9 protein-coding genes are annotated in these 23,149 nt (G+C 63.1%); 7 read left to right on the top strand and 2 right to left on the bottom strand.

Going from position 1 to position 23,149, the window contains the following annotated elements; all coding sequences use genetic code 11:
* Positions 1-98 precede the first annotated feature (98 nt).
* The 5 genes from mfd to ACIQWO_RS06955 all read left to right on the top strand — a co-directional run bounded on the left by mfd (position 99) and on the right by ACIQWO_RS06955 (position 8,799).
* Complete coding sequence (mfd, locus tag ACIQWO_RS06935) at positions 99-3,563, top strand: transcription-repair coupling factor (protein ID WP_402820992.1); 3,465 nt, start codon at positions 99-101, stop codon at positions 3,561-3,563.
* 287 nt (positions 3,564-3,850) lie between these two features.
* On the top strand, positions 3,851-5,065 hold the full coding sequence (gene argE, locus ACIQWO_RS06940) for an acetylornithine deacetylase (protein WP_150574475.1): 1,215 nt from the start codon (positions 3,851-3,853) through the stop codon (positions 5,063-5,065).
* A 264-nt stretch (positions 5,066-5,329) separates the two neighbouring features.
* Positions 5,330-6,616: an MFS transporter gene (locus ACIQWO_RS06945; RefSeq protein WP_402820997.1), complete on the top strand. Its 1,287-nt coding sequence runs from the start codon at positions 5,330-5,332 to the stop codon at positions 6,614-6,616.
* 116 nt (positions 6,617-6,732) lie between these two features.
* Complete coding sequence (locus ACIQWO_RS06950) at positions 6,733-7,761, top strand: threonine/serine dehydratase (protein ID WP_402821000.1); 1,029 nt, start codon at positions 6,733-6,735, stop codon at positions 7,759-7,761.
* 12 nt (positions 7,762-7,773) lie between these two features.
* Positions 7,774-8,799, top strand: coding sequence for an ornithine cyclodeaminase family protein (locus ACIQWO_RS06955; RefSeq protein ID WP_402821003.1), 1,026 nt, complete (start codon positions 7,774-7,776; stop codon positions 8,797-8,799).
* On the opposite strand, the gene ACIQWO_RS06960 is transcribed toward ACIQWO_RS06955, so the two are convergent.
* Complete coding sequence (locus ACIQWO_RS06960; protein WP_402821006.1) at positions 8,789-14,872, bottom strand: hypothetical protein; 6,084 nt, start codon at positions 14,870-14,872, stop codon at positions 8,789-8,791. The two genes, ACIQWO_RS06955 and ACIQWO_RS06960, sit on opposite strands and share 11 nt — an antisense overlap.
* Before the next feature lie 263 nt (positions 14,873-15,135).
* On the opposite strand from ACIQWO_RS06960, the gene ACIQWO_RS06965 reads away from it, so the two are divergent.
* Both ACIQWO_RS06965 and ACIQWO_RS06970 read left to right on the top strand, forming a co-directional pair.
* Complete coding sequence (locus ACIQWO_RS06965) at positions 15,136-15,696, top strand: cysteine hydrolase family protein (protein ID WP_402821009.1); 561 nt, start codon at positions 15,136-15,138, stop codon at positions 15,694-15,696.
* A 44-nt stretch (positions 15,697-15,740) separates the two neighbouring features.
* Positions 15,741-16,727 carry a GlxA family transcriptional regulator gene (locus tag ACIQWO_RS06970; RefSeq protein ID WP_402821012.1) on the top strand — a complete coding sequence of 329 codons (987 nt, stop codon included), beginning with the start codon at positions 15,741-15,743 and terminating at the stop codon, positions 16,725-16,727.
* 11 nt (positions 16,728-16,738) lie between these two features.
* On the opposite strand, the gene ACIQWO_RS06975 is transcribed toward ACIQWO_RS06970, so the two are convergent.
* Positions 16,739-22,846 carry a hypothetical protein gene (locus ACIQWO_RS06975; protein WP_402821015.1) on the bottom strand — a complete coding sequence of 2,036 codons (6,108 nt, stop codon included), beginning with the start codon at positions 22,844-22,846 and terminating at the stop codon, positions 16,739-16,741.
* Positions 22,847-23,149 lie beyond the last annotated feature (303 nt).

Raw genomic sequence — 23,149 nt, forward strand, 5'->3', positions numbered from 1 at the left:
AGGTAAGGATAAAGCAGGGATTTTATAATAGACACTGACTGTCACGGGGCCCCATGCGAATGGAGCCCCGTGCTTTGCCATTTCTGCAACGTTTTCTTATGTCCTCCGCCAACGCCCTATCCCGTAATACCGTGCCTGTGCCGCTCGTAAAAGCGGGACAGCGTTACGCATTCGCCGGCTCGCACGCATCGAGCGACGCCCTGCTCATCGCCCGCTATTTCGAAGAGAATCGCGAGCGCCTGCCGTTGCTGGCCGTGGTGTGCGCGCAAGCCACCGACGCCCTACGTCTTCAGCAGGAGCTGAAGTGGTGCGCGCCGGAAGCCCGCGTGCGCCTGCTCCCCGACTGGGAGACACTGCCCTACGACACGTTCTCGCCGCACCAGGATCTGGTCTCCGAGCGTCTTGCCACGCTGCACGATCTGGGCGAAAAGCGCTGCGATATTGTGCTTGTGCCCGCAACCACGGCGCTCTATCGCATGGCGCCCGCCAGCTACATGGCGGCCTACACGTTCTTCTTCACGCAGGGCGAACGGCTCGACGAAGCGCGTCTGAAGTCGCAACTGACGCTCGCGGGCTACGAGCACGTGAGTCAGGTCATGCGCCCCGGCGAATACTGCGTGCGTGGCGGCCTGATCGACCTCTATCCGATGGGCTCGCCACTGCCGTACCGTCTCGACCTGTTCGACGACACCATCGACAGCATTCGCGCGTTCGATCCCGACACCCAGCGCAGCCTGTATCCGGTGAAGGAAGTCCGTCTGCTGCCCGGCCGCGAATTCCCGTTCGACGAACCCGCACGCACGGCTTTCCGGGGCCGTTGGCGCGAAGTCTTCGAAGGCGATCCCAGCCGCAGCCCGATCTATAAGGACATTGGCAGCGGCGTGCCGTCGGCCGGTATCGAGTACTACCTGCCGCTGTTCTTCGAAGAGACAGCCACGCTGTTTCACTATCTACCCGCAGACGCGCAACTCGTTTTCGTCGGCGATCTCGACGCGGCCATCAACCGCTTCTGGAACGACACGCGCCAGCGCTACAACTTCCTGTCGCACGACCGCGAGCGTCCGGTGCTGCCGCCGGAGCAGTTGTTCCTGCTCGATCAGGACTTCTTCACGCTCGCCAAACCCTTCGCGCGACTGACGCTGCCCACGCCCGGCGACGGTAGCTGGGCGATTCCGCTGCCTCCGTTGGCCATCAACCGTCGTGCGGACGACCCGCTCGCCGCCCTGCGCGCCTATCTGGCACGTACGCCCGCGCGCGTGCTGCTGTGCGCCGACTCGGCTGGCCGTCGTGAGACGCTGCTGCAACTGCTGCACGACAACGATTTGCGTCCGGCAACCGTCGAATCGTTCGAAGATTTTCTGACGTCGGACACGCGCTTCGCGATCGGCGTCGCCCCGATGGCCGCCGGTTTCCTGTTGCCGACGGAAGACCTCGCCTTCGTCACCGAGAACGAACTGTACGAAGGGCTCGCCCGCCGTGCGGGCAAGCGCCGCCAGGAGCAGGCGACCTCGGTCGACTCGATGGTGCGCGATCTGGCCGAGTTGAAGGTCGGCGACCCGGTCGTCCACAGTCAGCACGGCATCGGCCGCTATCACGGCCTCGTCAGCATGGATCTCGGCGAAGGCGAAACCGAGTTCCTTCATCTCGAATACTCGGGCGACAGCAAGCTGTACGTGCCCGTCTCGCAACTGCATCTGATTTCGCGTTACAGCGGCGCAGATCCGGACACCGCACCGCTGCACTCACTCGGCTCCGGCCAGTGGGAGAAGGCCAAGCGCAAAGCCGCACAACAGATTCGCGACACCGCTGCCGAACTGCTCAACCTGTACGCCCGCCGTGCCGCACGCTCGGGTTACGCGTTCGAACTGTCGCCGCGCGATTATGAGAAGTTCGCGGACAGCTTCGGCTTCGAAGAAACGCCGGATCAGGCCGCCGCCATTGCCGCCGTGATGGGCGATATGACAAGTGGCCGCCCGATGGACCGTCTGGTTTGCGGGGACGTGGGCTTCGGCAAGACCGAAGTCGCCCTGCGCGCTGCCTTCATCGCCGTACTCGACGGCAAACAGGTCGCTATTCTCGCGCCCACGACGCTGCTGGCCGAACAGCACGCGCAAACCTTCTCCGACCGCTTCGCCGACTGGCCGGTGCGCATCGCCGAGCTGTCACGCTTCAAGACGACGAAGGAAGTGAACGCGAGCGTGAAGGCGATCAACGAAGGTCAGGTCGACATCGTGATCGGCACGCACAAGCTGCTCTCGAACGACATCCAGTTCCAGCGCCTCGGCCTTGTGATCATCGACGAAGAACACCGCTTCGGTGTCCGTCAGAAGGAAGCGCTCAAGGCGCTGCGCGCCGAAGTGGACATGCTCACGCTGACCGCCACGCCGATCCCGCGCACGCTGGGCATGGCGCTCGAAGGCTTGCGCGACTTCTCGGTGATCGCCACCGCACCGCAGAAGCGTCTGGCGATCAAGACCTTCGTGCGACGCGAGGAAGACGGCGTGATCCGCGAAGCCATGCTGCGCGAACTCAAGCGCGGCGGGCAGGTGTACTTCCTGCACAACGAAGTGGAGACGATCGAGAACCGCAAGGCGCAACTCGAAGCGCTGGTGCCCGAAGCGCGCATCGTCGTCGCCCACGGCCAGATGCACGAGCGCGATCTCGAACGCGTGATGCGCGACTTCGTGACACAACGCGCCAACGTGCTGCTGTGTACGACCATCATCGAGACCGGCATCGACGTGCCCACGGCCAACACGATCCTGATGCATCGCGCCGACAAGTTCGGTCTGGCGCAGCTGCACCAGTTGCGCGGCCGCGTGGGGCGTTCGCACCATCAGGCCTACGCCTATCTGCTCGTGCACGACCCGAAGTCGCTCACCAAGCAGGCGCAGCGCCGTCTCGAAGCCATTCAGCAGATGGAAGAACTCGGCGCGGGCTTCTACCTCGCCATGCACGATCTGGAAATTCGCGGTGCGGGCGAAGTCCTGGGCGACAAGCAGTCCGGGGAAATTCACGAGATCGGTTTCCAGCTTTACACCGACATGCTGGCGGACGCCGTGAGCGCCCTCAAAGCCGGTCGCGAGCCGGACCTCACCGCCCCGCTCGCCGCCACGACGGAGATCAACCTGCACGTGCCTGCGATTCTGCCGAGCGACTACTGCGGCGACGTGCAGGAGCGTCTCTCGTTATACAAACGTCTCGCGAACGGCACGCATCCCGACGCCATCGACACGATTCAGGAAGAACTCGTCGACCGCTTCGGCAAGCTGCCGCAACAGGCGCAGGCGCTTATCGAGACGCACCGGCTGCGTCTGCTGGCCAAACCGCTCGGCATCATCAAGATCGACGCCAGCGAAGAAGCCATCGCGCTGCAATTCGAACCGACGCCCCCCGTCGACCCGATGCGCATCATCGAACTGGTGCAGAAACACCGCCACATCAAGCTCGCCGGACAAGACAAGCTGCGCATCGAAGTGAAGCATGCGCAACTCACCGACCGCGTCCGGGCCATCAAGGAAACGCTGCGCGCGCTCGGGTCACCCAGCGCGAAAGCTGCCTGAGTCTCATGCCATCCCCTGCACACGATGCTTGCCCGGAACACCGCGAAAGCCAAATAAAACGAGCAAACCTCGTGTGCACCGCAGCAATTTCCACCTCACCGCTTTTTCGCACGTCCGGGCAAACCCGCGCCCGGCGTGTGTTTTCCCGCGAGGCAAGAATGGTTGTTCACACAACCTTTTACCTCTAAATTATTTTTGAGTAACATTTCCCAGTAGCAATACGTATTCAACGTGATCGACGCATTGAACGTATTGATCGTATGACTGGAAGATTCCCGGAGATTCGAATGACAAGCGCTTCCCAAGCTATCGCCCCGCAGGCCACCAACGAGGCTCAGCCGGCATCGGTCGACTGGATCTCGAAGCTGGTCAGCATCGACACCACGAGCCGCGAATCGAACCTCGGCCTGATCGAGACGGTGCGCGACAGCCTCCAACACGCCGGTGTCGAGCCGTGGCTGTCGTATGACGCCACGAAGCGTAAGGCCAACCTGTTCGTCACCCTGCCCGCTGCCGATGGCAACACGCAAGGCGGCATCGTCCTCTCGGGTCACACCGACGTCGTGCCGGTCGACGGCCAGGCATGGGACACCGATCCGTTCAAGCCGGTCGTGCGCGACGGCAACCTGTACGGCCGCGGCACGTGCGATATGAAGGGCTTCATCGGCTCGGTCATGACGATGCTGCCCCAGATGCGCGACGCCAAGCTCAAGACGCCGTTCCACTTCGCCTTCTCGTATGACGAAGAAATCGGCTGCGTAGGCGCGCCCGTCATGCTCGCCGAACTGCGCGATCGCGGCATCCGCCCGGACGGCTGCATCGTGGGCGAGCCGACGAGCATGCGCGTGATCGTCGCGCACAAGGGCATCAACGCGTACCAGTGCTGCGTGCGCGGTCATGCAGCGCACTCGTCGCTCACGCCGAAGGGGTCGAACGCCATCGAGTACGCCGCGCGCCTGATCTGCTACATCCGCGATCTGGCCGATCACTTCAAGCAGAACGGCCCGTTCGACGAACTGTTCGATGTGCCGTTCACCACGGCGCAGACGGGCACGATCTCGGGCGGCATCGCCCTGAACACGATTCCGGCCCTGTGCGAGTTCGTCTTCGAATATCGCAACCTGCCCGGTGTCGACGCCGACGGCATCTTCGCGCGCATTCAGGAATACGCCGTGAACGAGCTGGTGCCGAAGATGCAGAAGGAGCATCCGAACGCAGGCATCGAGTTCAAGAAGATTGCGGCGGCCCCGGCGCTCGACGCCTCGGAGCAAGACGCCATCACCCAACTCGTGCGTGCGCTCACCAAGGACACCGACAAGCGCAAGGTCGCCTACGGCACCGAAGCGGGTCAGTTCCAGCTCGCAGGCGTGCCCTCGATCGTGTGCGGCCCGGGCAACATCGAACAGGCCCACAAGCCGAACGAGTTCGTATCGCTCGAACAGATCGCGCAGTGCGAGTCGTTCCTGCAAAAGCTGCTGCGCAGCAACACCGTCGGCGCCTGAGTGTGACTGTCGGCCCGGATCGCTTCGGGCCGATACAACAATTCAGGGACGCGGTCGGCGCGAGCGCCGTCCAACCGGGCCGTATTCCGTTCGTCGGATGCGGCCCGTTGCCTTCGCAGCAAGTGCATTACCGGTTTCAGGCAAGACCCAGGTAGTCCCAATGAAGCACGCAGTAACAGACGCCTAAAAAAAACAAGGGCGCACAGGACATCCATCCGCAAGATAACAAGTACGTACGCCAGACAGGTTTTGGAGATCTCGCCCATGAGCGCAAGCGCAGCCCCCAACGCGACGGCACAGGCCGGCCGCACTTCCCCACACGCCTGGCGTGTGATCGTATCGGCCTCGATCGGTAACGCGCTCGAATGGTTCGATCTCGTGGTGTACGGCTTCTTCGCCGTGACCATCGCGAAACTGTTCTTCCCGACTGGCAACGACACGGTCTCGCTGCTGCTCACGCTCGGCACGTTCGGGGTGTCGTTCTTCATGCGTCCGCTGGGCGCGATCGTGATCGGCGCGTACGCCGACCGCGCGGGACGTAAAGCCGCCCTCACCCTTTCGATCCTGATGATGATGGTCGGCACGCTGCTCATCGCGATCATGCCGACGTACTCCGCCATCGGTGTACTCGCGCCGGTGGGCATCGTCATCGCCCGTATGGTGCAAGGCTTCTCGGCAGGCGGCGAGTTCGGCAGCGCAACGGCGTTCCTCGCTGAACACGCGCCGCAGCGTCGTGGCTTCTTCTCAAGCTGGCAGGTCGCGTCGCAAGGTCTCACGACGCTGCTGGCCGCAGGCTTCGGCGCGTTGCTGACGGGCAACCTGTCGCCCGAAGCAATGGCTTCGTGGGGCTGGCGCGTGCCGTTCTTCTTCGGCTTGTTGATCGGCCCGGTGGCGTACTACATTCGCCGCCGTCTGGACGAGACGCCCGAGTTCCTCGACATCGAACCGACGCAAAACCCGCTGCGCGACACCTTCGCCGACCAGAAGGAACGCCTGCTGCTCGCCATCGGCGTGGTGGTGATGGCCACCGTTGCGACCTACCTTGTGCTGTACATGCCGACGTACGCCGTCAAGCAACTGGGGCTGCCGTCGTCGGCCGCCTTCTCGGCGGTGTTGCTCACCGGCGTAGTGCAACTGATCGTCGCGCCAATCGTGGGTCACTGGTCGGACACGCACGGTCGTATCAAGCCGATGCTCGCAGCCGCCGTGGCGCTGCTGGTGCTCGTCTACCCGATGTTCCGCTTCCTCGACGCGAACCCGACGTTCGGCTCGCTGATGGTGTTCCAGATCGTGCTCGGCCTGCTGATGACGACCTACTTCGGCGCATTGCCCGCCCTGCTCACGGAACTCTTCCCGGTGCAGGTGCGTACCACGGGCCTCTCGCTCGGCTATAACATCGCTGCGACCGTGTTCGGCGGCTTCGCACCGTTTATCATCACGTGGCTGATTGGCGCTACGGGCAACAAGCTCGCGCCAAGCTTCTATCTGATTTTCGCAGCGCTCATCAGCATTACCGCGCTGCTGCGCAGCCGTAAGATCGGCATGCGCTGAGTCCGAGTCCGATCATCGGTGCAGCGATGCGGGGCTGGCGACATTGCCTGCCCCGCATCGCAGTGAGATAGCACCGACATCGCGCCGGATTCCCTAACTACGGAGACACAGTTCAAGTGACGCAATCGACCCCTGCCCTGCACGACGAGATCATCGACGGCCAACCCGTCCCGACGAAAGACACCATCGCCGCACTGCACGAAAAGCTGCAGCCCTTCGTGCGCACGACGCCGGTCTTCACGCGCCGCGATTTTCCGACGCTCGGCAACACGGAAGTGACGTTCAAGTACGAACTGTTGCAGGCGTCGGGGACGTTCAAAGCCCGCGGCGCGTTCTCGAACCTGCTCTCGCTCGACGATGCACAACGCAAGGCAGGCGTGACGTGCGTATCCGCTGGCAACCACGCCGTGGCGGTCGCTTACGCGGCGCAGGCGATGGGTGTGGGCGCCAAGACGGTCATGCTCAAGACGGCCAGCCCGGCCCGCTCGTCGCTGTGCCGCGAGTACGGCGCCGACCTGATCCTCGCCGAAAACGTCCATGAGGCGTTCGAGATCGTCAAGCGCGTGGAACAGGAGGAAGGCCGCTACTTCGTGCACCCGTTCAACGGCTATCGCACGATTCTCGGCACCGCCACGCTCGGCTACGAATGGATCCAGCAAGCCCCGAACCTCGACGCCGTGATCGTCCCCATTGGCGGCGGCGGTCTGATCTCGGGTGTCGCCACCGCCATCAAGCTGTTCGCACCGCACGTGAAGGTCTACGGCGTGGAGCCTGCGGGCGCCGACGCGATGGCCCAGAGCTTCGCGCAGGGCGGCCCGATCAAGATGGGGCCGATGACCGGGATCGCAGACAGTCTCATGGCGCCGCACACCGAGTTGTACGGCTACACGCTGTGCCGTCGTCACGTCGACGAACTGGTGACCGTCACCGACGAGGAAATGCGCGCGGGCATGCTCACGCTCTTCCGTCAGTTGAAGCTGGCAGTGGAACCGGCGTGTGCGGCTGCGACGGCTGCGTTGATGGGCCCGCTGCGCGACAAGCTCATGGGCAAGCGCGTGGGTGTCCTGCTGTGCGGGACGAACACCGATACTGCGACGTTCAACCGCCACATCGAAGCCGCCCTCGCCGCCGAAGCGAACGGCTGACCAGGATTCCCAATGTCCGCCACTGTTTCCTCGCCGCCCGTTCTCCTGCTCGACGCTGCGCAAATTGCCGCGCTCATGCCGGTGGCCGATGCAATCCCTGTCATGTCCGACATGTTCGGTGCGCTCGCTCGCGAGCAGATTCACCTGCCGTTGCGTCAGATCGTCCGGCCTCCCGAGACGCTCGGCGCAAAGGGCCTGCTGGGGATGATGCCTGCGTTCCTGAGCGCAACGGTGTCCGGCACACCGGTCTACGGCGCGAAGGTGGGCACCTTTTTCCCGGGGAACAGCGCGCACGGCAAGGATCCCCACCAGGGTTGCGTGCTGCTGATGAGCGGCGAGACGGGCGAACTGCTCGCCGTGATGAACGCCGCCGAGATCACCGGCATTCGTACCGCCGCAGTGACGGGACTGGCGACGCGTCTGCTCGCCCGACATGACGTGTCCCGTCTTGCCCTGATCGGCGCTGGCCATCAGGCGCACTGGCATCTTGCTGCACTTGCCGCCGCTCGCCCGCTGCGACATGTGCGTGTGGCAAGCCGCTCGCTCGCCTCGGCGCAGGCGTTCGTCGACAAGGAACAACCGAATTACGGTTTCCGCCTTGAAGCGGCGCAGAGTGTCGAGGCGGCCGTGCGCGACGCCGACATTGTGGTGACGGTGACGAACTCAACCGATCCGGTGCTGCAAGCGGAATGGATCGCACCGGGCGCCCACGTCAATCTGGTGGGCAGCAGCACCCCGCGCCATCGCGAGGCCGACACGTCGCTCATGGCACGTGCGCAGCTCTTCGTCGACCGTCGCGAATCGACGATCAACGAATCGGGCGACTATCTGGCCGCCGCTGCCGAAGGCCGCATCGGGCCGGACGACCTGCTTGCCGAACTCGGCGAACTGGTCATCAGTACGCACGCGGGACGCACCGACGCCGAATCCGTCACGCTCTTCAAGTCGCTCGGCATGGGTGCGCAGGACGTTGCACTGGCCGCTGCGCTCTATCATCGGGCGCAATCGGACAACGTCGGCGTACGCGCTACGATCTAGGGCGCGAGTCGGGCGCGCGGGTCGTTAGACATACGCTCGCCCGACGATTCGGGTGCCAGCCCGGCGCGTGGTGACTACCCCACTGCGGCGGGCTGATCAGCACCGTCCCCTCCCGCCAATCGTGCGCGAGTATCCCCGGCACCGTCTCGTACTCGCGAAGTGCGGTGACGATGGCGGACACGTCTGCGAACTCCCGGAACTGGATATACCGGCCCCGGGCATGCTGCCGATAGGTAGATAGCCAGTCGCCCTCGCTCTGGATGGCTTGCGCCGACGAGACGTCGTTCCCCAAGGGTCGAGACATGAAAAGATCCACAACCAGACGCCCCGATTCGCCGTTCGCCAGCATCGTCTGCGGTGCCTGACCGGTGAGCGTCAGCGACACTGCCGGAAAGGCCTGATTCGGACCGGACCAACTCGCCACCAGACGGTACTTGATATCGACCACGCCGCCTTCGGCCAGAATCCGCGCCATCGTGGCCATCAGCGTCGTCGTGTCATCGCCGAAACGACAGCCCACCTCCCCGGCGTTGCGCCGCCATTGCGCATCGACCACGCGATTCGCCCGCAGCGAAGCCAAAATGCCGACGTCCGTTATGCGACCGCCTGCCGGTGCGTCCTCAGGCATCCTGCCAAATACGCCGGGCGTGCCCGGTTCGGCCCATAGCTCGACTGGCGTCCCATCGACCAGTGTTACCCCGTCGCTCGCGACGTTCAGGCAGCCGTTCTCCGACAGCAGATCCAGTCGTCGATGCGCGAACGAAGGTCTGACGCCCCCTCCCTGGATACGCCATGCGGCGACGGTGCCATTGCCCAAACTCAGCATTTCGTCACGGATACCGGTCACGCGCTCGTCGAGCGCGTTCTCCGACGTCAGAAAAATCCGGTAGCCCGGCGGTATGCGTCGCATGTCGGATACGTCGGCAATGCGACGCGGCTCGTCGGCTTGCCGCATGTCAGCCCAGTCGGAATATCCCGGCAACAGGTCACCGCTTACCGTCGCGAGTGCCGGTCCGAAACGACCTTCCTGAAGTGTGTCGGCAGCCACGGACATCGCCACGCCGAACGCTTCGTCTCCGACGCCGAATCCGACAAGATCCGCAAATTCGCTGCGCATCACATGCAAGGCATAGCGCTCACGGCTGCGCGCGACGTGATCCGACACTCGCTGCTCCATCGATACGGTGTTGCCTGGCAAGCGATCCAACACGAAGAGATCGGAAGCGGCCCCTGCAATCGACTCACCGAGATAGCGAGCGAACGGCAACCCCGGCGTTTCGCGCCAAGGACTGTCGGCGTCTCTACGGAAGATGTGCTCGGTGGGCAAGTCGTCACGCTCGTTCGGCCTAGCAAGCGCGTTCACCAGATTGACGATCGTCTGTCCCTCACCGTCGGGGCAATGCGCTGCCGCCGCCGCGATCAGGTACGGAAAATCGTGATCCCGTGCGACAGGTTCGCAAGGCGGGTCAACGTTGCCAAAGCAGGAAATCTGATTGGCCAGCCAAGCGTTCGATCGATCCACGAGCGCCATGAAATCGCGGGCAGGCGGTTGAAAAACGACTTCGTGAGGGCGTTGCCCCGGCGCGGACTGCGCGTCTCCTGTCAGCAGGTTTGCCAGCCGTGCGGCATCGGCGTCGCTGACGTGTCGTTGCAAGAAGCGTCGCAACGGCGCATTTGCCGCCACCTGGAGGCCGCCTTCCCAGGACACTTCACCGGTCGTTAATGACATCAGCAAATGGTCCTGCCCACTTTGCATTGCGACAACGCCCGGTATCTCGATACCGCCGAGCGAGAGGGTGCGCACGCCGGTCGCGCCTTTCAGACGTGCGCTCATCATGGTCCGCTGTGCCGCCGGCGTACGCCCGAAGTGCCAGAGGAGCAACCCTGCCTCGACCCGTTCGAAGATGTCGTTCAGTGCCGTCTTGAAGGCGGGCGTCCAGTGGTGGTTCAACACCATCGTCGAAATCGATGCCCCCGTCGCCCCACCGGGGTTTTCGGAAAGCGTTGCGGTAGTGGACGTCATCGCCTGCGCCGCAACGCTCGCATCGTTCGATGGAGAAGCCTCCATTGCGGCACCATACCGGCAGGCCCGCCACTTCGAAACCATCGCGTCCCATTTCGGCACGCTCGGATCGCTTGCGTGAGCGAGGTCGCCGCGAGGGGCGCGAACGATGTTGTCCATGGGCATGTTTCGCACGGGGGGCGCAGAGCGTTGCCTTTCGACCTCGGAGCGAACGCGCTTCAGAACCCCCTCACTCACTTTGATTTCGGTCAACGCGTCGACAGGCGATTCCACCCAGACGGAGAACAACTCGGCGTCGCACTCCACGACGCCTGTGTCCCAAAACGACAACGCTCCTCGATGTTTGCCCCGAAGTTCGAGCATATCGAATCGCCTGTAGGGCAAGGGCTCCACATCGGCTTCGGTACAGCTTCCGAGAATTGTGCCGCTGCCGCAGGTGATACCCGCATAAATGATGCGCTCCGTCGGCGCCACTGAGATTGAAACGAAAGCGACAAGATATCCGGGCGGCATGCGCAGAAGCATGTCTTCCGAATCGACCAGCGTTGCGCTCGTGCCCATGAAGTGCAAGACAGCGGTAGGCACTGTCGGCGCCGGGGATGCCGATCCACGCACCACATCTTCCGATACATGGACCCGACTCTTCAGCGCCTTCAACGGGACCCATGGTGCCTCAAGCTGCCGGAGTGGCAGCGGAGCGATTCGCAGCTCTTTCGCCAGATCCGCCAATAGTTTTCGCCGCATCGCAATCATCGGCTTGCCCGCTCTGGCCAGATGTTTCACCTGCCGGAGGATCTGGCGACCCGCATTGCTAGCGAAGCCGAGGCCCAGGCGTACACATTTCGCAAGCGGTTCCGCCGCTGGTATCTGATTCACCAGCAACATCAGCATGCCGAAACGCATGTTCGAATATATCGACTCCAACTCGCTAAGGGTTGCGTGCTCGGCACGCTCAGAAAGCACGGAGAGGTGCACGGCCGTCACGCCCGCGTAGGTGAGTCTGAACGACCAGTCGACCGCTGCCGAAGCCGCCGGAAACATGCCACCCGCAATCGGAAAAAATACCATCGAGCCTTGCAGAACAGCCACGCGAAAATCGTCCCAGTCGCGCCGACCACGTATCTCAGGGGTGACCACCTGCATATCGAGATTTTGACGCATCCGAGTGACCTCGGCCCGCCACAACGCCTTCTCGATGTCGGAGGATTCGACGAATGCCCAAAACCCAGGCACGAGAGAACTGAATCTGTCGACACCCCCAAAAGCTTTTCGCAATCCCGGTCTCACTCGCACACACCCCTCCCCAGAATCGCAGACCGAGCCAATGGAGAATTGACGAGATTCCATCAAATACAACGCATTACCCTGTTCGACCCTGTCTCGTATCGAGAGGTGGTCCCGCATGAAATCTCGCCAATCATCGCGCAATTCGACTTCTTTTCGCCACCAAAACCACTTCTGCTGCTTGATAGACAAGATCAACGCCGTACGACTGGGGGCGTGCGTCAAGGCGACCAGACCCGGCGTGACCGTCCCTCGATACGTCAACAGTTGAAGTTGAAGCTGTGACTCGATCATCTCCCAGGACTGCAACTTATCCGGTGCCGCCTTCCAGAAGGCATCGGAAGGCCGATCGACATCCCTTACCTTGATGAGCAAGTTCACCAGGATGGCTTTGGCGTACTGCGAAAAACCGGCGATCGCGTCCTCCGACGTACTCAATGTTTCGATGCGTTCCAGGTCGAGCTTGTGCAACGAGATACGAAATGCATCGCTATTGACCGTCTTGAGCAGTTCTTGCGTTCGCTCGAACGCGTCGGCCCCGTTTGCAGAACTGGCGCGAACGGCGCGCACCTTGCATGACCCGCCGATCGACAGACGCTCCTCGTAATAGTGATGTCCGAATGCGATCTGCAAAAGACTAAACTCACGTCGGGATTTGAGCCCTACACCGGTGTTGCCTGCGACAGGAAAAAAGCCGTGCTCCTGATATTGCACTTCCACTCTGGCGTCCCAATCCACCTCGCCGGGATCGTTGCGTTCCTTGTGAAACGCGACGTAGGCTTCCTGCACAAGTTCTTTCGTGTGCAACACCGCTTGCTCTCGATAACGACGATACTCGGCGGCGCCCCCCACAGTCCCATGCCATCCAACCCATTCGGACAGCGTGAGTATCTGCTGCGGCGTTAGCGACGCACGAATATCGACCTCGGCCCGAGTCACAGGCGCGTCGTTCTGCACGACAGCCGGTCCATTAGCCGACACATCGTCATCGGTTCGATGCTGTGCGACGGGTAGGGCGAGCGGAACCTCCGGTATCGACGGATCGTCGCCGGAGGTCTCGGGACTGACCGCATGCCCTTGCGCGTCAACGTCATCACTACGCGTTGTGCGATGGCCCATAAGGTAGGCGAGAAGTAGCAGCGAGGTGGTCACCACGGCACCGCCAGCGGTCATCAACAAGGTGCCGTGATTCGCCGCCCCCTCACGCAATCGACGTAGCACGGCGCCTGCCGTCATCGCTCCAACCTCGCGTCCCGCATTCGTGAATGCTTCACTGACACGATCCTGCTGATCCACCGTGGGTGGCAACATCGGATCCGACTCAAATGGTGCCGCCGACACTCCGCCCCAAGATCCGCCTGACGTTGGGGCGGGCGTCTTCGCACCAGGGGCTCGTACGCTCGCGATCCATGCACGCGCAGTCGAGTGATTCGCGGGCGGGAAGATCACGTGCGCTGCACGCCGATCAGTAGATAGGGCCGTCTCTTGCGCCGCAGGGGTGAGATGGTTGGAGCGAAATTTTCGCCATTCGCTCTGTGCAGCGCAGGTTGGCGGTGCGGCACGATCGGAAAGTCGTAAGACGTGGGGACTATTGCGGTCGAGTTGTTCGAGCCATTCGTACCAATCCCCCACACGCAGGGTGTACGGTCGGGTCGAGATTTCCTGCGACGAGCGCGTCAGCACGCCCGTGTCTAACAAGAAATACAACGCTGCCTCCAACGCGTGACTGTGCGTGAGACGCTCCAACGACCGGGCGTCAAGATCACGCGTTATCGCCTCCTGCTCCATCGCGCTGACGGGCAGCTGTTCGATCACCTCATTCGGGGAGCGCCCACTGCCGTCCATGAGCGCAAGTTTGAGTTCTGCGACCAGGAGCACGACATCGATCCGGGCGTCACACCCCTCCAGGCGATCGCAAAGCCGATGGATCTGATCGACCGTCAATTCGGGCAACACAATGGAAAGCCACCCCGCCAACCGGATACGTTCTGTCGAATCGCGGCCACGCGGCAACGACGACAGCATTACCCCGACAGCCGCCGCTTCCGCTGCGCCCGCCAACAAGAACGCTGCTGGCCATGCCATCGCCAGACACGCCCCGCCTGCGAGCAAAGCGCCGCCCAGCTTCAGAGCTCGCACGGGACTCAACCCGCCCTGTGCCGACGGCTGCCGGTGATTAAGCACAGCCTCCAACGCGGCAGCGGCTGCCGCCGGATTCTGCAAGATCAGCGTCGGAAGTGCATGCAGCATCGGGGCGATGTCGATGTCTTCGATACTCGCCAAATCACACTTCCAGGCGGCCGCGCACAGCGCGTGACACAACCCGCCGAAACCCTGCGCTTCGGGCGACCAGACCGGCCCGCCGTTGCACCACACGCCAAAGCGCCGCCCGTCGAAGCAGATCGGCCATGCGTCGTCGAACTGTCGGACCCAGTCCCCCATCGAAACCGCCACGCTCGTCATGCCGGGCAGCAATGCGTCGCAAATCCTGGCCACCGACGTCTCAAGCGGGGCGCTGCCTCGTGTGCCCGCCATTGCGTCGATGCCCAGCAGTTCGCAGACCAGCGCGGCAGCCACCTCCCCCCAGTGCCCGGACGTCATGATGTTCCGGTACACGACCTGCACCCGCCAATCCAGGCCATCGAGGCACGCGGACATGCTCGCGCCTTGCGCCGAATATTGGCGGTGCAAGCGTGACGCCGCCACGTGCGGCGTGTCTGTCGCGCGTACTTCGCACCGCATCTGACTCGGTGGATTGATCTCCATTCAGGACTCCTTGACGTCATCGATGCCAGCCATCGTCACGCGACAACGTGCCCCGTCACCATCAGGTATCGCTTGCGGTCACGCATGAGCTTGCGTTTGGGAATACGCTCGACAGGCCAGCCAACTACCGCCATTCAGCGGCACAGCACGAAGTGAACACCAATGTCTGAATCCGTCCGATTCTGGTCTTCGGCTGGTCTATTGGAGCACACGGGAGACACGTAAGATGGCACCATCGTCACCCACGTAATGGAGTCGCAATCATGTCGCAAACCCAACAAACGTCGCGCACTGCCCTGCTCGTCATCGACGCCCAGGAATCGTTCCGCACCCGCCCCTACTGGCGCGAAGACGACCTCTCCGAATACTTCGCCCGTCAGCAAGCGCTCGTCGACGGCGCGGTAGCACGTGGCGTGCCTGTGGTGCAGGTCTTCCACATCGGCTCCGGCACGTTCTCCCGCGATTCCGGCTTCGTGCGTACGCTCGAAGAATTGCGTATTGCACCGGACTTTACGGTGGACAAAGTCAAGCACAGCGCGTTGGCTGGCTCCACGCTCGGGGCATGGCTCGTCGATCATGGCATCACCCGCTTGATCGTTTCCGGGATTCGCACCGAGCAGTGCTGTGAGACGACGACGCGTGCCGCCTCCGACGCCGGTTACGCCGTCGACTTCGTCACCGAAGCCACGCTCACGTTCCCGATGCAGCACCCGCGCACCGGTCGCGAACTGTCAGTCGAAGAACTCAAGGAACGCACGGAGACGGTGCTCGTCGACCGCTTCGCGCGGATCGTGACGGTTGAGGAGGCGCTCGCGGCGGTGTAACGTTTGGGAACCTCCGTCTGAATCCGTCCTAAACGGTTGCTGCAATGCCACGACTTCAACCCGTGTATCTTCTCGCGATGCCGAATGCGCTGCTGCTCGATATTGCCGCACCGGCGGAAGCGTTGCGCATCGCGAACCATCAACAGGACGAGGTTCGGTTCGAGCTGCATTACGTCGGCACGCAGCCGACAGTGGCAACGTCGATCGGCCTGCGCCTCTCGCCGCTCGACGTGCTGCCCGCTTCGGTGCCGGACAACGCATGGCTGGTCGTCACTGGCACCGTGGAGAAGCCGCTCCCGGTGCCATCGGACGGCACATCCCCGACGCCGGACGCCGAAGTGCAAGCCGTCGAATGGCTTCGTCGGGTCGTCCGCCCGACGCACCAATTGGCATGTATCTGCACAGGCTCGCTGCTTGCGGCACGCGCGGGATTGCTCGACACGCTCGCCTGCACAACACACCACGGCAGTTGCGACGAGCTTCGCTCACTGGCCCCGGGCGCGCGCGTCGCCGACAACCGGCTCTATGTGCGTGACGGTAACGTCTGGACGAGTGCGGGCGTCACCGCCGGTCTCGATCTGATGCTCACCCTCATCGCCGACGCGACCAGCCCGCTTTGCGCTGCAGCCGTCGCCCGTCAGATGGTCGTGTACGCGCGACGCGCCGGTGCCGATCCCCAGTTGTCGCCGTGGCTCGAAGGCCGCAACCATCTGCACCCCGCCCTGCATCGCGTACAGGACGCCGTCGCTGCGGACCCTGCGCACGACTGGACCCTTGCTGCGATGGCAGACATCGCCTGCACCAGCGAGCGACACGTGACGCGTCTGTTTCGCGAGCACGCGGGTGTCGCGCCCATCGACTACCTGCATCGGCTGCGCATCGCGCTCGCCCGCGAGATGCTCGGCAATAGTCATCTCGATCTCGAACACATTGCGCAGCGTGCGGGATTCGGATCGAGTCGTCACCTGCGACGCGTGTGGCACAAGTTCGACGCGCTGCCGCCAAGCCGGGCGCGACGGATCGCCGACTGACGTACCCCTTTTCAGGGTGTCAAAGCCGAACCGCTCGACCAGACAGGCATCCGGAGCAATATGCCCTCCGGTATGAAGTCGCCGGGCAACACGCCGGGCAGCGTGGTGTAGGCGCGCGCCGCAGCGAGTGCAGCATCGGCCGTGTCGAAATCGACGTACTTGATGCACCGCGTCGCGCTGTGCTCCTGATAGAGGTAGGCCCAGTCGACCTCACTCGCAACGCAGATATCGTCGGTGAGCCGTGGCGCATTTCCCAAGGTCCGCCTCGGCAGGAGATCGGCCACGACGCGATCGACATAGCCGCTCGTCACCCACGACCTGAACGTCTCCCCTACGCCCATACCGACCAAGGCAAACGACAGCGCAGGCTTAAACTGGTCGGGCTCGGACCAGGCCACAATCAGGCGATATCGAATGTCCCTGAACCCATACCCGGTGAATATTTCGGTCGACGCTTCGAGCATCCTCATCGTCGTGTCGTCCAACACCCACCCACTCGCCCCAGCGCGCTCGGCTTGCAATGCCGTCAGGCTCGAATGCGCGAGCAGCGCGCCCGTCAACGCGGCAGAGTTCAGGCTCCCGGTCTCCAGTGCTTGCTGAATCGGTTCGGCGAAGACGCCCGGGGTGTCGCTCTGTATCCAGAAGTCGAAATGCCTGGCGTCGCGACGCCAGGCACCGACGTCGTCGGACCAGACAATATCGCTATCGGCGCGCGTCAGATCGAACGACGTCAGATTAAAGCGCGGCGCAAGCTCGGTGCCCACAGGACTTGCCACGGCGACACGCCCTTCGCCCAGACTCAACATGTCGTCGTAGCCCCCTTGAGGGTCGTCGTCAGCAGAAGCCAGTCTCGCGAGAATGCGGTGACCCCGAGGCACTTGTTGCAGTGAACGCGTACCGCGCAGTTGCACGAGTTGCGGCGCCGTCGTCTGTCGCCCGCAAGCGCCGATATTCCGGGGAACCTGCTCCCACATGCTGGCAAACGCGGCACCGAACTTTCCATCACCCAAACCGCGTCCGGCCGCGAGCATCGCCGTCACGAATTCGGTATCTCCCATCCCCGACTCGATCAGGCTCGCAACGTCGTTGCTCACCCGCGCGAGAATGCGGCACTGCTGCACCGGGTCGACAAACCTTGTCGCAAACACTATCGCGTCGGCAAGACTTTCGTCGGACGACGCTCGCAGGAACACCTCGTCGGAAAACTCTCTGATCGCCGTACCGAGGTCGTAGGCCAGCTCGACGCTCGGGGCAGACTGTGGCCCGTCGACCCGCTCGTTGAGATAGACGACATCCGACGCGCTATGGGGTACCTCGCGGGTCACGCCCCGAATGCCAGCGGCGAATGCCGCTGCATCGACGCCCGACAATGCGCGCACGGCGTGCCTTATCAGTCTGAGAATTCCGCCGTCCACCGTGTGTCCGCGTTGCGTCGCCCGCTCGACCCGATTGCGAAGATCGTCGATGATCCGGCGAGTGTCGCGATTGCCCGCCTGCGCGTCGCTCGCCTGCGCGACATCGAGCGCGACGCTCATCGCCTGGCCACGCAGGCGCTCGGCGATATCCTCAGTCACGTGCATCCCGACGAACCTTCGCAGCGGTTCGCTCGCGTCTGCAGAAATGCGCGGCGTCGATGTGCCCTCGCCTTCCCCACTCGCCGTTATTGCTTCGCAGGTCGTCAACGAAAGGAGTAAGCAACCCTCGTCGCCGATGATTCCGACCACCCCGGGTACTCGCACGGCATTCACCGTGACCGGACGGAATGTCATGTCGTCCTGTAGCGCGCGCAATATCAATCGGTGTTGCGCCGTCGGCGCCGACTGCGCAACGGGTGACGCCTGCAAATGCCAGAGCAGCAGCCCTCGTGTGACGCGAGAAACGACCTCTTCGAACGCGAACCTGAAGGTCGGCGCATTCCAATAGGCCGCCATCGCCACAGGCGACGGCGTCGACGCACCGACGCTCGGCGAGACGATGCTCATCGGTGTCGAAGGTGTCGAAGGTGTCGGGGTCATCGGGCTCACCGAGGCAACAGCAAGCGGCAATGAGGCCTTGTTCGCAGGCGTCCCCGTCAAGGACCCGCCGGGCACGATACGTCCGGCTCGCGCATACCAGGCATCCACGAATTTTCCCCATTGGTCGAGCGCACGCTTCGAACGACCGACGGCGGACCGTGATCCCGCTCCGCTCTCGGCGGCGCGATTCGATGCGAGCTCGGGCGACGCAGGCGTCGAGGTGGAGAGCGTGGGAGGTGTCGGCACTCGCGGCCAGACGCCGTTCTCACTCTGCTCGGATTGCCGCCAGAGCGGCACGCGGTCGCGCAAGGGCTCGACGTAGAGATGCGCCTTCATGGAGCCACACATGACGCTGCCATCGTCGAGAAAGGCAATGACATCCTGCGCAATGCGTTCCATGCGAAGGATCGGCAGTTGCGTGCGTCGCATGATGGTGCCGTCACCGTCGTCGGTAGCGGCCCCCAACAGCTTGCCCGATCCACTCGTCACCGCTGCAAAAAACATGATGCCATCGGGATACGTCAGCGCGACGCAGTAGCCTTCGGGCAATCGCATCAGCTCACGATGCGTCATGACCTGCCTTCGACCGACCCCAAGAAACCGGTCGACGTGCCGCTCGTCCGCCGTCATCGGTTCTGTTTGGGCACCGTCGGTCAGCAGATTCCGGTAGGCTTTGATGCCCGTGAATATGGTCCACGCCGGTTGCCGGTTGAGGGAGCCTTCACGACGTTCCCCCCTGACGATGGCGCGCACGTCGTCGGCAAACTGTTTGCGCTGTTCACTCACCAACGGCCACGCCTCCATGAAGCTCCTGAGGTGCTGAGATGCGACGCGTGTCGATTCCCTATCTCCAACGATCATGTCGGCGATGGCGTCGAGCGTCGGAGAGTTCACCGCGCGAAGCATCATGGCCACCGCGTACGACACCGACATCTCGCGATGAATACGTTTGAGTTCTTCGAGATCCGCCGACTTGGCCCGCTCGGCGAGCAACGCGTAGGTGCCAAAGTACGGCCCCACTTCGAACGCCAGCGACATGATGGCGCTCGCGATACGCCCCTTGCTCCGAAAGGCCGCGATCATGGCGGGCCCCAGTAGCTTCACGTAATTGAGCACAATCTGCTGAACGCTGTTCAGACGGCGTGCGTCGCGTACCTTTTGCGTGACGATCACGAGATCGCGGTCACTATGCGCCCGGCGCAGTTTTGCCGTCCAAAGGGCGTGGTGCAGCGACGGACAGGTCTCGAACTTGAAGTAAGGCTTGAGCGTGACTTCGTCATACAGCGCGTCGAGTGCCCCACGAGGCGATGCCGTTGCCGCTGCCTCGCCGACTTCCCGGTTGGACGGTGCACATGCCCAATGGCTCTTCGTAGATCCCGGGTCGATCTGATACCTCATGCGACTTCGACGTAACGGACTTTCCAATCGCTGCAAGTCGATGGGCGACATGTGCAGGCTGATGAACTCCTGAAACTCCAGCGTCGCCTCGACACCGGGCCACCACCAGAAGTACGTCGCGTGTTTGATCGAAATCAGCAGCACCGCATTGCCGTCCGGCTGTTGCACGGAGAGCAAGTCCGGCAGTATCTCGCCGTCGAACGAAATCAGGCGCACAGGCCCCTGACCGACCCGGACGCGCGTACGTGTTCCGACAGTCTGCGGATGGGCCAGCATGGAGCTCCCGGCCCGGCTACCAGGGGGTATCTGGCGCTCCCAATCGAACGACGTCGCGTTAAACAGCACGCCTGTGAAGACCTCTTGCACATATCGCGCGTACTCGGCCATCAGCTCGCCCGACGCTTCCAGTGCACTGAGTTGCCGTTCGTCCCGTTCCTGTAGTCTGGTTCGGAAGTCGTCCCGGTTCACGGCCATCAGCAAAGGGACGGCCGCGTTGTCGAAAACACGCAACGAGGCAACGCGCCTGTAGCCGCCGGTTATTTCGTACTCGTCCGAATAGTGCGCGCCTATCGCGATGTCGCGCACTGTGAAACGTTTGGTCTCGTACTCTTCACTGAACGCAAACGTAAATCCTCGGGTGTCCGGCGAGCGTCCGGCCTTGCTGTAGGTCACCTCGACTTCTGCGCTCCACGGCAATGCCGTGCGATACCCTAGGGCGGTCGCTCCCTTTCCCTGCTTGCGCAGCACCGTTTCCATCTGCTTTTCGATGACCGCCTGCGCCTGGCTGCGGTGCTTTTCCATCACGTTGGCAGATGCTTCGATAGCGTTGGTCGCGTCGACCAGATTCAGCATGTCTTCCAGCGTTTCCGGTTCCTCGGTCTGGGCCAGCTCTATTCCCTCGCGCTGCGGGGCAAGGTGGTGGAAAGGTCGAAGCTCTCGCGGCACCCTGTGCGGCGCATCGGTGTCGACGGATGTCGACTCGGCAAGGTCGCCCCTTGAGAGAAAGCGGTTTCGCATGACGTCGCCCGCGACCGCGCCAAGGCTCAGCACGCCGGTCACCGGCAGCCAACGGCGCCCCCATGCACTCGGGCTCAACGAAGTCATAACGGCTTGCGAAACTGCCGTCACAAGCCAATGAGACGAATCCGAGCAGGCATTCTCTGACGACGCAAGACCGAAGCGCCTCACTGAAAGGTCTCGTTGCCAATCGTATGGACCACCGTCGTACAGATCCGCCGGAACGCGCGACGACACATTGCCCTTGGGGCGTGTCGCGACAGATGGCGGCTCGCCCGCAAAGGCTGGCAAGCGACGCGGCGCGTTCTCAAGCGCTTGCGCATCCAATGCATCGCATTCGGCGTTCCATTGCGCCCAACGGCGCTGGGCATGCGCCTCCTGAACCACGTTCCCGAACGGCGTCAGCAAATTCGCCCCTTGCGCCAGTTGCAACGCAGACTCAAGCGCTTGCGCCCAACCGGGCGCTTCGAAGTGAAACCGGCTGTGCTCACGTTGCCGTGCCTTGCGAACCAGCTTTTGCCACTTGATGGACGAAACCACGCCGGTCGGTGTCATCGGCGTCGGTCGTTCTCTGAGACGAAATTGCACCGTCGCGACCACGTCGAAGACATCCACCTCGGCGAACTTCTCGCCGAGTGTCGACATCAGGAGCCGCAATTCGTCCGCCGTCAACGAAGGCAGCAAAAGCGCATAGGCAGACAGATGCTGTGCGCGATGCAAGGCCACTGCCGCGCGCTCGGAAGGAACGGCGGCGTACAGTCGAGCCGCCGCCGCCAGTTCCAGCGCGCCACACGCGAACGCGCCGACCAGCGGCACGACGGTCCCCAACACTCCAGTCCCTGCGTGGCATCCCGGCGCCTCGGCCCCGATCAGTTCGGTGGAAGGCAGCGGCGCGTCGTCGCCCGCTGTGACTGCTGACGAATGCAATACGTCTGGAGCGAGGCCATACGTGAGGCCTATCGCAGCGGCTGCAGCTACCACCAGCCGTGAACCGCACTGCAACGCTACGTCGCCCAGCGCTGCGGTGGCGTCCGGCGTAAATTCCGACAAGTTGCCAGCAAGGTGCGACTGCCACGCATTGACGGCGAAACCGGGGTCCTCCGCTACCAAGCGTGCCAACAAGCCGGGGAGTTTCGATAGTAACGACGGATCGATGTCCCCCAACTCCGTTGCGACAAGCGCCGCCAGCACGGCATGCCAGAGGCCATCGCACGGCATGTCGCCGGAAGCCCATCGCCTCTCTCGGCGTACACGGATGCCAAAACGACCGCCTTCATACAGCAGCGCTCTCGGCGCTCCCCCCTCCCCCTCACGCAGTACAAACCCCGCCGCCCCCATCATCCCGGCCAACCGGGCCAGTCCGTGTTGCCGGGAAGCGTCATGCAGGTCGTCGCGCCGATCCAGCAGCGCAAATGCAATGTCGGAGGACACTGGCCCCCAGTGCGAAGGCGCGCGCAACACCAGACCGCAGACGACACGGGCTCGCCAGTCCTGCCCGGCCAGCGACTCAGGAAGCACCGCTTCGATGGGAACCGCCTGCGGTGAGCTGTCGACGGCAGTCTCGGCCGATGTCTCGTTCGCGAGCGTCCGACGGGCCGATGTCCGCTGGGATCGGTCGTCAGGTGGCGACACATTGGTTGAGGGGGGCGCGTAGGTGGTCGGTGCGTAATGCAATAGCGATGGAAGCATCGGCACATTCTCTCCTTCGGAGGACGATCGGTAACGGCGCTCCGATACTCCTGCCGGGAGGAATGCCGCTGCGTTCACTTTTCGCCCAACTTCGACGCATTGGGAAATGCAGCTCCCAATGTCGCAACACGGTAAAATGCGGTTCCATTCGCACGCGACGCCCTCAAAACCGGGGATTTCCACGCGATATTTGCGCAATCGATTACTTTCCTTTTCAGATGGCTCACGACCTCGTCATATTGGGACCCCACACGGCCGCCAACCCCGGCTCGGGCGCAGCAACGCAACCGGCAGACGCACCGC

Source organism: Pandoraea sp. NPDC090278 (assembly GCF_044772185.1).
GTDB lineage: Bacteria > Pseudomonadota > Gammaproteobacteria > Burkholderiales > Burkholderiaceae > Pandoraea.

What these genes read in the sequence shown, in the direction of transcription:
- mfd (WP_402820992.1), top strand. Translation starts at nt 99, where the DNA reads ATGTCCTCCGCCAACGCCCTATCCCGTAATACCGTGCCTGTGCCGCTC.
- argE (WP_150574475.1), top strand. Translation starts at nt 3,851, where the DNA reads ATGACAAGCGCTTCCCAAGCTATCGCCCCGCAGGCCACCAACGAGGCT.
- ACIQWO_RS06945 (WP_402820997.1), top strand. Translation starts at nt 5,330, where the DNA reads ATGAGCGCAAGCGCAGCCCCCAACGCGACGGCACAGGCCGGCCGCACT.
- ACIQWO_RS06955 (WP_402821003.1), top strand. Translation starts at nt 7,774, where the DNA reads ATGTCCGCCACTGTTTCCTCGCCGCCCGTTCTCCTGCTCGACGCTGCG.
- ACIQWO_RS06960 (WP_402821006.1), bottom strand. Translation starts at nt 14,872, where the DNA reads ATGGAGATCAATCCACCGAGTCAGATGCGGTGCGAAGTACGCGCGACA.
- ACIQWO_RS06965 (WP_402821009.1), top strand. Translation starts at nt 15,136, where the DNA reads ATGTCGCAAACCCAACAAACGTCGCGCACTGCCCTGCTCGTCATCGAC.
- ACIQWO_RS06970 (WP_402821012.1), top strand. Translation starts at nt 15,741, where the DNA reads ATGCCACGACTTCAACCCGTGTATCTTCTCGCGATGCCGAATGCGCTG.
- ACIQWO_RS06975 (WP_402821015.1), bottom strand. Translation starts at nt 22,846, where the DNA reads ATGCTTCCATCGCTATTGCATTACGCACCGACCACCTACGCGCCCCCC.